Source organism: Lentiprolixibacter aurantiacus (assembly GCF_026241225.1).
In the GTDB taxonomy this organism is placed as follows: domain Bacteria; phylum Bacteroidota; class Bacteroidia; order Flavobacteriales; family Flavobacteriaceae; genus Lentiprolixibacter; species Lentiprolixibacter aurantiacus.
This window is the reverse complement of sequence record NZ_JAPFQP010000001.1, coordinates 157,413-172,056: the sequence shown is the minus strand read 5'-3', so window position 1 is coordinate 172,056 and position 14,644 is coordinate 157,413. Positions and strand designations below refer to the sequence as shown.

Annotated in this window: 13 protein-coding genes; 1 reads left to right on the top strand and 12 read right to left on the bottom strand. The window is 42.0% G+C overall.

Annotation, left to right across the window (positions count from 1 at the left end; all coding sequences use genetic code 11):
- Positions 1-2: 2 nt before the first annotated feature.
- The 11 genes from OO016_RS00720 to OO016_RS00670 form a co-directional block, all read right to left on the bottom strand.
- On the bottom strand, positions 3-713 hold the full coding sequence (locus tag OO016_RS00720; RefSeq protein WP_266010105.1) for a hypothetical protein: 711 nt from the start codon (positions 711-713) through the stop codon (positions 3-5).
- Entirely contained in the window at positions 710-1,378 is a 669-nt protein-coding gene (locus OO016_RS00715) for a metal-dependent hydrolase (RefSeq protein WP_266010104.1), read from the bottom strand. Before OO016_RS00715 ends, OO016_RS00720 begins: the two co-directional genes overlap by 4 nt.
- 242 nt (positions 1,379-1,620) lie before the next feature.
- Entirely contained in the window at positions 1,621-2,088 is a 468-nt protein-coding gene (locus tag OO016_RS00710; RefSeq protein ID WP_266010103.1) for a hypothetical protein, read from the bottom strand.
- Positions 2,089-2,221: 133 nt separating this feature from the next.
- Positions 2,222-3,139: a diacylglycerol/lipid kinase family protein gene (locus tag OO016_RS00705; protein ID WP_266010102.1), complete on the bottom strand. Its 918-nt coding sequence runs from the start codon at positions 3,137-3,139 to the stop codon at positions 2,222-2,224.
- An 18-nt stretch (positions 3,140-3,157) separates the two neighbouring features.
- Entirely contained in the window at positions 3,158-4,636 is a 1,479-nt protein-coding gene (locus OO016_RS00700; protein WP_266010101.1) for a serine hydrolase, read from the bottom strand.
- Positions 4,633-5,190 (bottom strand): DUF7010 family protein, encoded by a 558-nt coding sequence (locus OO016_RS00695; RefSeq protein WP_266010100.1) that lies wholly within the window; start codon positions 5,188-5,190, stop codon positions 4,633-4,635. The genes OO016_RS00700 and OO016_RS00695 overlap by 4 nt, the downstream gene beginning before the upstream one ends.
- A gap of 200 nt (positions 5,191-5,390) precedes the next feature.
- Complete coding sequence (locus tag OO016_RS00690; RefSeq protein ID WP_266010099.1) at positions 5,391-6,776, bottom strand: amidohydrolase family protein; 1,386 nt, start codon at positions 6,774-6,776, stop codon at positions 5,391-5,393.
- 196 nt (positions 6,777-6,972) lie between these two features.
- Entirely contained in the window at positions 6,973-7,830 is an 858-nt protein-coding gene (locus tag OO016_RS00685; protein WP_266010098.1) for a DUF5694 domain-containing protein, read from the bottom strand.
- A gap of 185 nt (positions 7,831-8,015) precedes the next feature.
- Entirely contained in the window at positions 8,016-9,236 is a 1,221-nt protein-coding gene (locus tag OO016_RS00680) for a S41 family peptidase (protein WP_266010096.1), read from the bottom strand.
- Between the two features lie 50 nt (positions 9,237-9,286).
- Positions 9,287-10,270, bottom strand: coding sequence for a serine hydrolase domain-containing protein (locus tag OO016_RS00675; protein ID WP_266010094.1), 984 nt, complete (start codon positions 10,268-10,270; stop codon positions 9,287-9,289).
- 138 nt (positions 10,271-10,408) lie between these two features.
- Positions 10,409-11,626, bottom strand: coding sequence for a gluzincin family metallopeptidase (locus tag OO016_RS00670; protein WP_266010093.1), 1,218 nt, complete (start codon positions 11,624-11,626; stop codon positions 10,409-10,411).
- A 645-nt stretch (positions 11,627-12,271) separates the two neighbouring features.
- Here OO016_RS00670 and OO016_RS00665 point away from each other — a divergent pair.
- Positions 12,272-13,603 (top strand): YfcC family protein, encoded by a 1,332-nt coding sequence (locus OO016_RS00665; RefSeq protein ID WP_266010092.1) that lies wholly within the window; start codon positions 12,272-12,274, stop codon positions 13,601-13,603.
- 38 nt (positions 13,604-13,641) lie between these two features.
- Here the strand turns inward: OO016_RS00665 and OO016_RS00660 are convergent, their stop codons facing one another.
- On the bottom strand, positions 13,642-14,514 hold the full coding sequence (locus OO016_RS00660) for a DUF808 domain-containing protein (RefSeq protein ID WP_266010091.1): 873 nt from the start codon (positions 14,512-14,514) through the stop codon (positions 13,642-13,644).
- Between the last annotated feature and the right edge of the window lie 130 nt (positions 14,515-14,644).

The window sequence follows — 14,644 nt, the reverse complement described above, 5'->3', positions numbered from 1 at the left end:
TATTACTTGTTGAAGATATCTTTTACCAAGTTGCCTTTTTCATCCAGAAGTTCAAGTTTTGGTAAATTATTGGAATCGATATATACGCGCAGGCGATCCACCCCATATTTATCCTGAATAAATAATCCGGTTTCTCCGTTGTAATTTTTCCCCACGAACATTCTCGGTTCAAGTAAGGGTTCTCCCTGATTAAGTTCCTTCAGGTAATTCAATTTTTGTCTGTAGTTATATCCGGCATTTTCAAGGGAATCCATAATTAGCATTCTTTTTTCCATGGTAAACCCTTTGTCCCGTTCCCATAACTGCAGGCCGTAGCGGTTTTCACCATTCTGTCTGGTATATTCCATTAATTGCATGATCTGGTCTTCCTTGTACTGATCAAAAGACAAAAAAAGCTGGTTGCCTCCTTCATTTTTATTGCCATAGTAGCTTAAGCCTCCAACTTCGTCCTGCTCCTCATTAAAGAATAAAATTCCAGGGGGCCGTTGCCTTTTATCATGCATCTTGCCATCCATCATGCCCGGGTGCTGTCGTTCCGCATTGCTGATGACCATTTTAAGTTTGCCGTCGGGTTCAATTATATTAATGCGTTTTACCGTAATTTCCTCGAATTTCTGATTAGCATCCGGTTTGAAACTTGTAAACAGGGCAAATAATAATATTCCGGTTACGGTAATCGCATAGAATTTTAAGACTAGATTTTCAGTTTTCATATCTTCTCTTTTGTTTGATATTTTGAATTCTTAGAGGGTGATTTTTCTATCCACCAGGCCCAGAGAACAATGATCCATACCAGGTTTGCCGACCAGGCTACGGCCATGGTATTCGGGGGCGGCGGACTAAACAGATTCATTATATGTATCGTCAGGAGGAAAACTATTAATAACCAGAATGCTGTTTTTCTTTTGTAGACTGAAGATTTTAGATAAAGCAAGACACCGAGGCTAAAGAGCGATAACTCGAGTACTACGGCAGCGACAGGGTGATTCCATAATCCGAGTCCTACTTTGGCATCTCCAAATGGAGAGATTGGCAAATCCGGACGGTGGGTAATGAAATCCAGGACCCAGTGGCTCATCACCAACACCCCAAGAATTATGGAACCTTGTTTATTTTTGGTATACAGCAGGTATATAACGCCCAGTACTACACTCCAGACCAGAGCCATTAATAAACTATGGGAATAGGGGTAATAATCAAAACTCAGGGGAGTAAGTGCTGTATTGCCGGGATCTATGGAAAGGGTTTCAATTCCCAATAACACAAAAACAGGCCAGATCAGATCTAGCATTTGAACGGCTATAAACATCATGGCCAGTGATGGCAGTGTGTTGTCTTTTTTACTAAAAAGACCAACGGCAAAATGTCCTATGAACATAAGGCTTTTTGGTTTGGTTGTTGTTTATAAATATAATTGAAAATGAAAGACCATTGTACCACCTGGGTAATCCATTACCGTGATTTTCAGTTATTGCAATGATGCTGGGAATTCGCAGTTAGGAAGATTAACTTGTAATTAAGGGGAGGAGGCGCATTGCGCCCCGACGGAGGTGTTTTGGGCAGGACAAAAAAACCCCGACACTTATTGCGCCGGGGTTTCTAAGATTAGGTAAATTTAGTTTAGTTGCCTTCACTGAGTGAAAAGCTTCCATCACCATTAAAATTAGTAACCCGTATGGTTACCGTCCATATACCTGGAGCTCCCTGTGAAGTAACGCCTCCTATCGTATCCGGTTCAATACCGCCCTCAATGGTACTGTCTAAAACCACTACGCCTTCAGAATCCTCTACGATTATCTGGAAGCTCCCTTCTGAACCAACCGTAATATCAGCATTGTAATCTGCAGTGCTCAGGTTGTTGTTCCAGCTGAACATTCTAATGGCAGTTCCTCCGTTGCCAGTGAAACTTGCATCGATGTCACCGTTAAAATCAGAGCGGTCTCCAACAACAAAGTCAGATGGGCTAGTGGTTAACGCTGTTCCATTAACAGTTACCCTGGCAAAAGTATCATCGTCATTGCTGCAGGCAACGAAAAAAATCATGGTAAATGCGAGTGCAAAAACACTCAAAAGATTTGATTTTCTCATAACAAAAGTTTAAAAGATTTGATTGTTACTAAACGTATGAGGGGGGGGGTATTATTGTATTAATTTCTTTTATGGAAACTATAGTAATAATTAATGTGTTTTGCCGAATTAATGATCGGATTGATATAAACCCTTAGAGCTTGCCGGAAGATTTTAAAAAATTTAGAGCTTCGGGCAATACACTTATCGTAGCCGGGGCAATGCCTACATATTCTCCATCGGCTTCTATACCGCAGGCTTCCTCACTTTCTATCAGGACTTCCGAGGTCTGCTGATAGAACACCTGAGGATGACTGATCTTAATCCCTTTTTTCAATTTGCCCAGGTTTTTTAGGTAGTCCCAGATGCTCAAATTTCCAAAAATAGCCACCTGCAATTTGCCATCTGCCAGTTGGGCATCCGGGGCGATGCATATGGCCCTCCCGAAGAAGCGTCCGTTGGCAATGGCCATTTGAAGTAATTTACCCTGCCATTGCCAGGAATCGCTGCTGCAACTCAGTTGTTTCTTCCTGTAACGGAGAAAGCCCTTGATGATATGCCAGAAATACTGGAAGCCGGGGCCTAACACTCCTGAAGACTGCTCCATGTTCCGGACCACCTCCGGTCCGAGGCCGACTCCAACAATGTTTATGAAATAGCGGGTTTCACGAGTCTCCTGTAACTCGAGCTTTCCCAGGTCTATTTTTTGGGTACTGTTGGATTGAATGAGTTCGAACAGTTCTTCAGTAGACTTGCATATACCAGCAGTCCGGGCAAAATCATTGGCAGACCCATAGGGAAGAAGGCCTATTGTTGGGTATTCAGTAGAGGGGATTTCGGATCGCATCACCCCATTGATCACTTCATGCAGGGTGCCATCTCCCCCAACGGCAATCAGGTAATCGCATTCATTTTCGGTAGCCTGCCGAGCCAGTTCGATCGCGTGTTTTTTCCGTTCTGTAAAAAGGAACTGTACCTCACCCTGGAATACTTTCCGGCTGTATTGATCCAGTTTGGGAAGCAACTTTGCCAGGCGGTTGTCTTTATTGTTGACAATGAAAATGATTTTCATTTAACTGGGGAGAAAAGTCTATTGGTTTAGTTTTATCAATCTGGCTTCCCAATCTTCTATAATAAATTCCTTTATGGGATCTGAAGGTTTGAATTCGATAAGCAAGCCTGAGCCAAAGTCCAGGAATTTGTCTCCAACAAGTGCTTCAAGAGTATGGACATCTCCAGAACTTTCATGCAGGATGACGAGTTTTCCGTCTTTAGTACTCAGGTCCATAAATTGCCCTAATTTTTCTCCGGTATCCGGAACAACAAATTCATACCGTCCGGTTAATTTATCAAGGTATTCTTCTGAAACTGTTGTAGCCTCTACGATCTGCGTTTCCGGAACCCCCAGATTTATGTCGTAATAATTGCATACTGCACGCTGAATCTCTGACATGATATATCCTCCATTATCGGCATTGGTCATGATAACTATGGCATTCTGAGTATCAGCTCCTGCCAGCATATCATTGGTAAAGCCTGCATTTTTACCCAGGTGTCCAAATTCTAATGTTCCATCTGTGTCATATAATTCGTATACCTCGGGTCCAAGACCGTGATATCCGCCCCCCTGAATCCTGAGCATTTCATCTACTGTTTTTTTACTTAAAAACCCATTCTCTTTGCCATTCCGGATTTTCATGATCTCAATCAAATACATAGAAAGGTCCGAGGGTGTTGTCCAGAGCCCTGCGGCTGCCTTTTCCGGATAATTATGCCAAAGTCCCTCAATTATTTTTCCTTCTTTGTCATAAGCGGCACTCGCCTGTGGGTGATATTCCGATGGCAAAGGTTGCTCATAGGTGCTACTGAACATGCTAAGGGGTTCCAGGACGGTTTCTTTCATATATAGGTCAAAAGGTTTGCCCTCCAAGTCTTCAATTAATTTTTGAACTACGGTATAGCCTCCCCCGGAATAAATAGCGTGTTCTCCGGGTATGTTGTTAACCAATATTTTGGGGGAATTTCCTTCACCGTTCAATACCTCTTCCAGGGAAGGTAGTTCCTCAGAATTGGTATACCCAGCAAAGCCATGGACTGAAATCCCTGCATTATGGGAGAGTATCCTTCTGAGAGATGGCACTTTTTCTTCAGTAAGTTCATTTTCGTCTAATTTCCATGAAAAGAGGTATTTATTGACATTCGAATCCAGGTGAATTTTCTTCGCTTCAGCTAATTTTAATACAGCCAGGGCGCTCAGGGGTTTGCTGATTGAGGCAGCCTGGAATAAGGTGTTCTTATCAACTGTGCTTCCCGTATTACTGTTCGCAGTTCCATATCCTTTGGCCCAGCGCAATTCACCATCGATAACTACCGCAATGCTCAGACCGGGAATTTTGTAGTGCTCCATCCTTTCGTAAATGGAGTATTTTTCAAGAGTTTCAGTGGAGCGAATGAAGGCTCTGGTCAATCCATTTTCAATCGCTTCAATTTCGCTATCAACCGTATTTTTTGATTCTGAACAGCCAATCAGAAGAAAAATTCCCAGGAGTAATTGGAATAGAACTCTCATGATTTAAGGTTTTTGTTTTTCCAACGTACATAAATCCAGAAAGCCAGTAAGAAAAGCAATATTGCTGTGAACAAAGGAACATGCCACATACTTTCTGGACCCGAATTTAGTGCAATCAGCATAGAACCCACCGAAATAAGAATGGCTGCGGCTGCATAACCCATTTCATCATAAAACCAGGTATAAGGAAACAGATGTGCACCCGTAATAATGGCGTAGGTCATGATGAAATAGTCAGGATATTTTATCAGGATAAAAATGAGAAAGGGGAAATAGATCAACTGGGCGAAATTAAGCCAGAGTCCCAGGGGTTGTAAGGGATTGTCTTTTATTTTCCAGTTGGTCTTTAGTGCTTTTGATAATCCGAAGGCCAGGGGAAGAAGGAATGCACCAACAATGAATGTGAAAATACTTTTATTATAAGCAGAATATTCAAGGGTCCACAGGTACGATATAAACAGCCACAAGATTCCAGCCGCAAGTATAAATTCTATGCCGTTTTTAGCCTGTAACTGAATCTCTTGTTTAAGTTTTTGAAAGGCTTGTTCAACCATATGATCTTGATTTAACTACTGCTAACCAAGATAAGGAATAAAAACAAGCCTCTTAACCACCTTAAAACGGGTCATATGGCTTTTATAAATTACTAAACCCAGCGGTATTAATACCCATAAAAAATACAGGAGTTCTGCTTATGAGTGTAATTAAACAGATTGATTTTAATGCAGGTGTTAATATCAATTCTGGTCCAGTATTACTCATGTCTATTGTATTCTTGAATACTTATCAGGCGCTCTTTTATTTCTTTTTGATTAATTAGGTTTCCGGTTTTTACTACAGCATAAATGCTCTGCATATGATCAATGGCTTTTAATGGATTTTTATCTAGAACAACCAGATCAGCAGTGAACCCTTTTTTTACGAGGCCAAGATTCTCTAAGCCAAAATATCGTGCAGGATTAATAGTGGCAGACTGCAATATGCTAAGATTCTCCATTTCAAGTTCAGAGCTGTATAACGCTAGTTCCTCATGAAGGCTGAAACCGGGAAGCACAAGGGCATTGGCTCCATCTGTACCTGCTAGAACGGATACATTATTTTCGTTTAATTTCTTAGCAAATTTCAGGAAATTGGGTTCCAACTTCTTCCAAGGGACCTGAGATTCTTGCGCCCACCCAATAGCTTGTTTAGACTTATCTAACAGACTTTTGGAAGCATATGCCCGTTGCGGGTAGGTAGCATAGGTGCTATCGTCTAAAAAGGCATTAATTTTTTCTTTGTCATATATCCTATGTTGTTTGAAGTAGGTCAATGTTGGGCAATAATAAGTGTTGATCGATTTCATTAAGGATACAATGGAGTCCATTTTAGATTCATTCATCCCCGTAAGCTGAAAAATATCTATGTGTTCTAAAGAACTTATTCCAGCGTTTACTGCCTCATATAAATCGATTTTTGCATCAACATGCCCGCAGAATTTAACTCCATACTTTCTACATTGTTTTGCGATTTCAAAAAACACCTCCGGTGATGCGGCAGTACGTACCTTGATGAAGTCTACTCCGAGATTGATCACCGAATCGATCAGAGAGGGGACTTCTTCCGGTTTGGATACACTTATTCGCTGTTTTCCAAAGGCAATATCATTATCCTGTTCCACCACCCAGTCAACAAAAGCCTTGTTTTCAAAAATGGGCCCAGCCGAGAAAACTGTCGGCAAGAAATGGGATTCCGAAGCAACCTGCTTCAACTTTTTGATTCTAGTCCAATCACCTCCCATTTCCCTAATAGAGGTTATTCCATTTAGGGTATAGAGACTTAACATTTGCTTAGAATGGTTGAAATCATCGGACAACTGATCAATATGAACGTGAGAATCCCATAAACCTGGAATAACAAATCGGTTTTCTATATCTACATGATTTTGCTTTACGGCAAACCCTTTTAAGTCCTTATAGGCACCAATGGATTCTATTTTACCATCCTGAATAAGAATTGATTGATTATCTGAAATGCTACCATCAAGTACATTGATTATTCTTGCATTAAGAAGTAATAGCGCTGTGTCATCTACATCTTTCGATTTTCTACATGAGGACAGAATTAGTAATGGAACAAGTAAAAAATATGGCTTTATCATATATCCAGTTGTATATTTAATAGTTGAAATGGTGCAAACGCCTTAGACATTCGCTTTGAAAGACGGCACTTATTTTAATATGTTGCATTTTAATTTTATGACAGGCGATACACTGTTTCAGGCTCGAATTGCTTCACTGCTGCTCTCTATGGATTATGAGAATTGGAAGGGAACTTGGAACTTACCAAGACCAGTTTTATTTCAAATAATCAAAGGTGTTTACCATTTCGTAGGTAGGACTCCTGCTGATAAAGTCCCTGAAAAATGCGGTATGACTGCCTCCCATTAGTATAAAAACCCGGTCATCTTTATTGAATTTAATCCTGTTGAGGTTGGAAAACATCCTCAGGTTGCGCTGGTAGTATTTGGCCGCCTCATCGGCTCCTTCAAAGCCTTCTTCGCTTCCTACATAGGTTAGCGCATCGGAATTAACAGTAATCAGAAAATCCAGGAACCTATCCTCATTCATAAGTTTTAGTTTGTCAAATAAATTCAGGGAGTCCATGTTCACACCAACAGAAGGAAAATAGGCTGAAGGATCTTCATAAAAAGCATCATGTGTAACTGAATCGATATGGTTTTCTTCAATGGTTTGCCCAATCATGTAGTTATAACCCATTTTATGGTCAATACCGTAGATTCGCTTGGTTCCTGCAAGTCGACCTAATTCGTAAGCAAGCATACGCACTTCTCCTGTATTTGCGTATACCGTATCCGGGTTTTGCAGGTAGGCCTCATAATCGGCCTGTAATCTCTCATTTCGTTCTGGAATATGCTCTACAATTAGTACGGTAGGTTTAAACTCGGCCAGTTTTGCCGCTACTTCATGAGCTGCTTTGAGGTTCGAATCATCGTGTTCGTCGAATTCCATCTTGGTGGCATCGGTAGTATAGCCAAAATGGAAGGTGCCGAAATTCAGGACTTTTATTTTGGGAACCCCATCCGTTTGGGTTACCGGTTCGTTTTCTGTTAAAGCAGATTCTTTGGATTGATCTTCGCCACATGCCAGGAAAGTGAAAAGCATGGTTATGATCAAAATGGTTGGTTTAATCATTTTTTGAAATGTTTTGGTTGTACGGATATAAAGAGGTGATCTTCCACGGAATGTTACAGGATCCAGGAAATTCAGTTGTATTGAACGTTCTCTTTGGTCAGAATAGCGATGAAGATTGTTCCACATAAAAGAGGTAAACTGCATACCGGACTCAGCTTTCTGCAAGTACTTATCTGCCTTTTCGTTTATTGCAGGCTAATCCACTCCAATATTTCATCCCTGCCGGATTTCAGTAAGTCATAATTAGGGATAAAGTACTTGTCCAGGATTACTTCATCCGTATCTCCTTCCTGAAAGGTGTAATTCTCAATGGATACCGTCGCTTTTATCCTGGAGTTAGGCAACGTGAAGGGATAGCTTTCCGAATAGCCGTTGGGTCTTTGCATAGGGGGTTCGCCAATGATAAGCGCCCCTAATTCCTTTTTAAAATCAAGGGCATTTACCATGGCCGCAGAATAGGTCCTTCTGCCGGTTATAACATAAACCTTTGCGTTGTCCAGTGAAGAACTCTTTTTTAGTTTTTCGATCAGAAATCGGCCGATATTAAAATCGCCACCTCCATTAACACGAAAATCGACAATCAGTTTGGAAAGGTTTTTTTGATTGGATAAGGTATTTATCAGTTCATCGCTAAGACTTTTTATTTCCTTTTTTGAAGGATAGGACCTGAAGTTTAAATACAAGGCATCGTCCAAGATTACCGAACTTAGAGCAAAGCCTGGGTTTTGCATATAAAGTGGCTGTGGCTCATATACCCCTATCCATTTTTCTTTTTTAAGGGCATCGGTTATCATGGCAGGGATGTGTTTTTTTACCAGTGCTCCTTCAGTATTTTCCAGTAAAAGGTCAATCCCGGAATTCGAATCGGAAATACCCAGGTGCTTGAGGACGTCTGCATTTCGCATCCATTGTTGCCCCCATTGTATAAGCATGTACCTATTCTCTGCCTGCGGTGTCATTACGTTAATTCTTTCCTGCACTTCGGAAACCTTGTATTTACCCATTGCCACAATCTTAAACCCGACAATATCTGAGAGGGAGTTTTTTGCATAGATGACCCTGAGGTCCTTCCCGAACCATTTTACATGTATGGGCAGGTAGTTGAAAATATCAAAAGATCTGATGCTGGTATGTCCATCACCTATAGATGACGTTAGCTTTATGATTTCAATCAGTTTTTGCCTGGAATTAAGATCGTCCAGATTACTTTTTAATGCAGAAAACTTGGAAGCCAGTTCCTCCTTTGAAATCCTGTGATTTACGTTTTTATGTTTTTTGTTAAGGGTATTTTCCAAAAACTCCAGATCCTCAATCCACTGTTCCCTGGAGATAGTGGTATCTACCTGGCTCACAACCGCGTTTGATAAACTGATGCATATGATTAAAATAAGGATACGAAATTTCATGGTTATAAAAATTTTATCCTAACAATACAGACTAATATAACACCAAATGGCTATGGTTTTAAAACACTGGCAATCAATTTTAGGTAATCAGGCCCCATCCAGGGCATGTTGCCGCTGATATCCTGATTACAGGACTGCCGCCTTACAAAGACGAGGTTGAGATCGGGAAAGACGATGGTTAATTTACCGAGATCTCCTGTTGCGGCATAATTTTTATCTTCCGAGTTATTATCCAGCCACCACAGATACCCGTAATAGGGTGCTTTTTCAGAAGGGGTGGTCGATTTCTTAACCCACTCTTCCGATATAATTTGTTTGTTGTTATACCTGCCTCCATTAAGCATGAGCAAACCTATTTTTACAGCATCATCAACTGTAGTGCGGGCTCCGCCATAAACTACATCCTCACCGCTGGCAGCTTTGTACAAACTTGTTGAATCCATTCCGAGAGGCCTAAATAAATATTCCCGGAATACCTTACTGGCAGACTTTCCGGTAACATTTTCGATTATCGACCCCAGCAGCTGAACGGATTCGTTTGAATATTGAAACCCTTCATTTGGTGAGGTGTCTAATCTTAAATTCATTATGTAATCTTTAATGGTGTCTTTAGCTAATATGCCTTCTGCTCCCCTTCGTTTCCTCAAACCTGATGACATGGTCAGCAGGTTTTTTATGGTTACCTGATTCTGACAACCGGCCTCCCATTCCGGAATATATTTGCATACGGCCTCATCTTCACTTTCAATAAATCCTTTGTCAATCAGGATGCCCACAACAAGCCCGGTCCATGACTTCACCATTGACGCCGTATTAAAATGAATGGACTCACATTCCGAATTTTTCCAGTTACTGATAACCTTGCCATGGTGAACAAGCATTATCTCATCGGTATAGGTTTCCTTACTAAACTGGATTAACTTTTCCAGGTTTTCTGTATTGATTTTTGTGTTTGATTGTGCAGTTAACCCCGTCCCTCCAATAAAAAGCAGGAACATAAATAAGACGGATTTTTTCTTTATTAGAATTTTCATGATTGAATTGCTTTAAGGTCAAGGGTCGCGTAGAAAGTTCCAATTACATGAAAAACAAGTATATACGGAATTAATTTGTCTTCAATATTGTTACTGTTGTTTTCTACATCTTTTGGTGTGCAGGGTCTGATTTCCATACTAGCTTTTCAATAAATTTTCAAAATAGGAGCGCACCTCCTTACCGGTCAGAAGCTCGAGTTCTGAGAGAAAGCCTTCGGTACTGTTAATATTCTTTTCCACACAATCAGATAACAGCTTTTGCATTGCATCGGCACCAATTTTTTCCTCAAGACGCAGTAACAATACAGTTCCTTTGCAGTAGTATGAACCATAGGCATCAGGAGCAAACAGGCTGGCATCTGCAACCGGCATGGCAGTTTCGCCAATTTCAATATCACTGGCAATGACCTTTTCGTACTCTTCCTTGTCGTACTTCCTGAGTACCTGGTACATCCCCCAGTTTGCAAAGGACTCGTTCATCCAGGGTTCTTTAATAAAATCGGCTTTGTTCCACCAGAAATGAGCTATTTCATGCGAAAGGTTGCCGTAGGAATCGAAATCGACCCCGGTAACGATTAAATCACGGCGGTTAAATTGATAACCCAGCCCCAGTTCCGACCTGCTGCTGTTCCGTAACACAACCTTGAAGTCATTAATGGGATCTGACTTACCGAAATATGCATTTAGTATATCAATGCTGTGTTTTACTTTAAGGCCGATCGACCGGAAGGTAGATTCGTCAATATCAGTGCTCCCAATCACGGTAATATTGTCATCGAACTCCCATTCTTTCATCGAGTCCCCCGCCAGGATCATCACTTCATACCAGGGATCGGTTTTGCTGATGGTTATCTGATTATCCCATTTGGTTATAACTGCATCGCTATGGGTAATGAGGTGATAGGATTCCGGAAAATTACTGATGGATACCTCATAGGTCAATTCGTTATTGAGATTATTTCGGTTGGGAAACCAGAGTTTGTCGGCATTCAACTCAATCCAGTTGGATTTCATATGATTTTGCTCGCTAAGGTTGATTTGGTATCTGAAATCCACGAGCAGTGTTTTCTGGCCAGCAACTTCCTTATCGAATTCCAAATGGTAAAAAGGAAGGGGTGAACCCTTTTTTTGTGTGACTGTGTAGGATTTTAGGCCTTTTGAAACAATGGTATCCAATTCATACCCAGGATTAAGCAGGAAATAAGCTGAGTCGCTGTCTCCTATGGAAGATGACTCATATCTGGCATCAATAAGGAGTGTGGAATCCTGGAATTTCAGAGTCATGGACAGGTGATCTGCCTCCTGGGCCTGAATAGCGACTATACCCAGGAAAAGGGTAAAGAGTATGTTTTTCATAAGGTTGGTTGTTTCTTAGGAGACGTCTTATGTGGGATATAGTTACATCTCCGGTAAAATTTGTCAAAGTTTGTATCTAAGAGTATTTAGTACAAGATATAATTTCTGCTTATCTTTATAGGAGGGGTATGATGCATACCCTGCATGTTATTATTCTCAAAACTTAAATGGAAACCTCAATATTATTTGGAATATTAACGCTTGTTTGCCTTTGGTATAATTTGTGGGTCAGCGTTTCCATAGTTAAGTATCTGAAATCTAAGGGGAAAGAGGTTAGCCTGTTTAAATACGGGTTTTATATTAAGGGTAAAATCTTCCAGTACCTTCCCCTCTACAGGGAGACTACTCTTCAGGAATCAGGGAAAATAGGGAAGCTGTATTATCAGTTTTACCTGTCCTTTATCCTGATTTTTGTGTTTTTTCTGCTTGGAATTTTTAGTTTACAAACCACTTCATAAGCAGCGTAATTTTTCTTGGCACAATGGTATTGAATCAAACTGACTTCTGTTTGCACTAATCTGGTGTTGGCGTCTTGCAGTTGTTCGGATACTAGAAATAGCTACCTAAAGTGTCAGGAGTTTTTCTATTTTTAGGCTAGCCAATCAAACTATTCTTCTTCAAGTAACCAATCACTCTTATCCCTTTATGAAAAAACTACCTAATGCCTTCACCCTTATGCTAGGGATTATCTTCCTAACCTGGGGGGCAACATTTATAATCCCCAAAGGGAGCTACTCGCGACTTACCGATCCGGATAGCGGAAGGACCACTGTGGTCAATGGTTCCTACAAACAGATAGAGGCAGAATCCCTGGATATACTGGATCTTATACTTGCGGCCCCGGAAGGAATGGTTAGCAGGGCCGATCTCATCGTACTCATTTTTCTGCTGGGGGGGTGCTTTTTTATCATTGAAAAAACAGGAGCTATGGGACAGGGGTTGCAATGGGTGGTAGACCGACTCAAGGGCCGGGACTGGGTGGCACTTGTCCTGGTATCCATTGTATTTGCTACCGGAGGGGCTACCATTGGGATGCAGGAAGAATTTATAGCCCTGACTCCGCTGCTGATTGCATTCAGCCGCTCTTTGGGCTACAATGCCTTTGTGGCGATTGGGATGAGCTTCGGCGCGGGGGTAGTGGGAGCAGCATTTAGTCCCATGAACCCATTCTCCGTGGTACTCGCACAACAGGAAGCAGAATTGCCGTTGCTCTCCGGCATGGAGTTTCGTCTTGTTTTCCTGCTGGTGGCACTGGTTGCCTATGTCTTTTTCCTCTGGCGTTATGCCAGGGCCAATACAATTGAGAAACAGCCCATGACAGATACTGACGAAAAAATGTCGGCCCGCAATGGCTTGATCCTTTTTTTGGTAGCGGTGACCTTTAGCATAGTTACTTATGGGCTGCTTTTGATGGACTGGGGGTTTAACGAAATATCGGCCTGCTTCTTTGTTCTCGGAATTCTAACCGGTCTTCTGGCCCGTTTGGGAATTGGGCGTACAGGGATGTTGTATGTGGAAGGCATGAAAGAGATGACCTATGCGGTAGTGATCCTGGGACTGGCCAGCAGTATACCTTTACTCCTGGAGAAAGGCCAGATCATGGATACGGTAATCCATGCGGCATTCACCCCTATGGAAAACCTTCCTCCGGGTATGTCGGCCCTGGGCATGATGGGAAGCCAGGCGCTCCTGCACTTCCCCATAATGAGCTATTCTGCACAGGCCCTGATGACCATGCCGGTGCTGATCCCACTGTCAGACCTGGTAGGGGTATCCCGGCAGGTTTGTGTGTTGAGTTACCAGTATGGAGCTGTAAATATGGACATGCTTGTCCCCACTAATGGCGCCCTGATGGCCATTATTGCGGTAGCTGGGATATCCTACGACAAATGGGTGAAGTTTGTATGGAAGCCCTTGTTTTTGTGTTTTGTTATTGCAATAATAGCAGTGATAACCGGTGTCTACATCGGCATTTAAGCTTAATTGATGGGGATAAAATATATCCCGGCTAACAACTACTGGCTCTTCTGAAATAGTTTTTTGATTGCCGTTAGCAGTAAGACAGCTGCCATTCCTACCAGCAGCCCCAGAATAAAATCTTTAAGGAGCACAGGTAAATCCGGGAGAAGGTGGTGCACAAACTCCACATTATGGTTGAATATACCTCCTGAAACCAGCAACAGGGCCAGGGTGCCAATAACAGAAAGCCCCTTGATTACCCATGGCAGGGCATTCACCAGAAACCGCCCTATTTTATCTGACAGCCCGTCGTCCCCATCCTGCCAGTTGATAAGCCTGATGCCGTAATCGTCCATGCGTACAATAAGGGCTACAATGCCATAAACCCCTACCGTGGCCAGCAGGGCCACTACGGAAACCACCCCTATCTGTATCTTCAGGGGCTGTTCCACCACCGTGCCCAGTGCAATGATCACAATTTCAACCGAGAGGATGAAATCCGTAATTATGGCTTCCCGTATCTTCTTTTTTTCCAATTCAGGTGTTTGGTTTTGTGGAGTGGATACGGTAGTGCTTTTGGCATCTTCTTTCTTGTGCCCGACCAAAAAACCGATGATCTTTTCCGCACCCTCATAAGCCAGGTATACGCCACCCAGGATGAGAATTATGGTAATTGCCGCCGGGACGTAAGCGCTTAGCAGGAAAGCAATGGGCAGGATGATCAGTTTATTCAGGAAAGAACCCTTAATAATAGCCCAAAGCACCGGCAATTCCCTGCTTGCCACAAAGCCGGTGGCCTTTTCCGCATTAACAGCCAGGTCATCTCCCAGAATACCAGCGGTTTTTTTGGTTGCCACCTTGCTCATCGTGGCTACGTCGTCCATAAGTGCCGCGATATCATCCAATACTGCAAAAAATCCAGAAGCCATTCGTTTTGTTTAGTGTCGAAAAATAAGATTTTTTAATAGATGAATTCAAGATCAGTTAAAAGAGGGGATACCCTTTACTTGTTGTCTATTAAAAATTACTTGGGTGAACATCCCTTGTTCTTTATAAATC

Excerpts from the sequence above, each read along its gene's own strand:
- OO016_RS00720 (WP_266010105.1), bottom strand. The coding sequence starts at position 713 with ATGAAAACTGAAAATCTAGTCTTAAAATTCTATGCGATTACCGTAACC.
- OO016_RS00715 (WP_266010104.1), bottom strand. The coding sequence starts at position 1,378 with ATGTTCATAGGACATTTTGCCGTTGGTCTTTTTAGTAAAAAAGACAAC.
- OO016_RS00710 (WP_266010103.1), bottom strand. The coding sequence starts at position 2,088 with ATGAGAAAATCAAATCTTTTGAGTGTTTTTGCACTCGCATTTACCATG.
- OO016_RS00705 (WP_266010102.1), bottom strand. The coding sequence starts at position 3,139 with ATGAAAATCATTTTCATTGTCAACAATAAAGACAACCGCCTGGCAAAG.
- OO016_RS00700 (WP_266010101.1), bottom strand. The coding sequence starts at position 4,636 with ATGAGAGTTCTATTCCAATTACTCCTGGGAATTTTTCTTCTGATTGGC.
- OO016_RS00695 (WP_266010100.1), bottom strand. The coding sequence starts at position 5,190 with ATGGTTGAACAAGCCTTTCAAAAACTTAAACAAGAGATTCAGTTACAG.
- OO016_RS00690 (WP_266010099.1), bottom strand. The coding sequence starts at position 6,776 with ATGATAAAGCCATATTTTTTACTTGTTCCATTACTAATTCTGTCCTCA.
- OO016_RS00685 (WP_266010098.1), bottom strand. The coding sequence starts at position 7,830 with ATGATTAAACCAACCATTTTGATCATAACCATGCTTTTCACTTTCCTG.
- OO016_RS00680 (WP_266010096.1), bottom strand. The coding sequence starts at position 9,236 with ATGAAATTTCGTATCCTTATTTTAATCATATGCATCAGTTTATCAAAC.
- OO016_RS00675 (WP_266010094.1), bottom strand. The coding sequence starts at position 10,270 with ATGAAAATTCTAATAAAGAAAAAATCCGTCTTATTTATGTTCCTGCTT.
- OO016_RS00670 (WP_266010093.1), bottom strand. The coding sequence starts at position 11,626 with ATGAAAAACATACTCTTTACCCTTTTCCTGGGTATAGTCGCTATTCAG.
- OO016_RS00665 (WP_266010092.1), top strand. The coding sequence starts at position 12,272 with ATGAAAAAACTACCTAATGCCTTCACCCTTATGCTAGGGATTATCTTC.
- OO016_RS00660 (WP_266010091.1), bottom strand. The coding sequence starts at position 14,514 with ATGGCTTCTGGATTTTTTGCAGTATTGGATGATATCGCGGCACTTATG.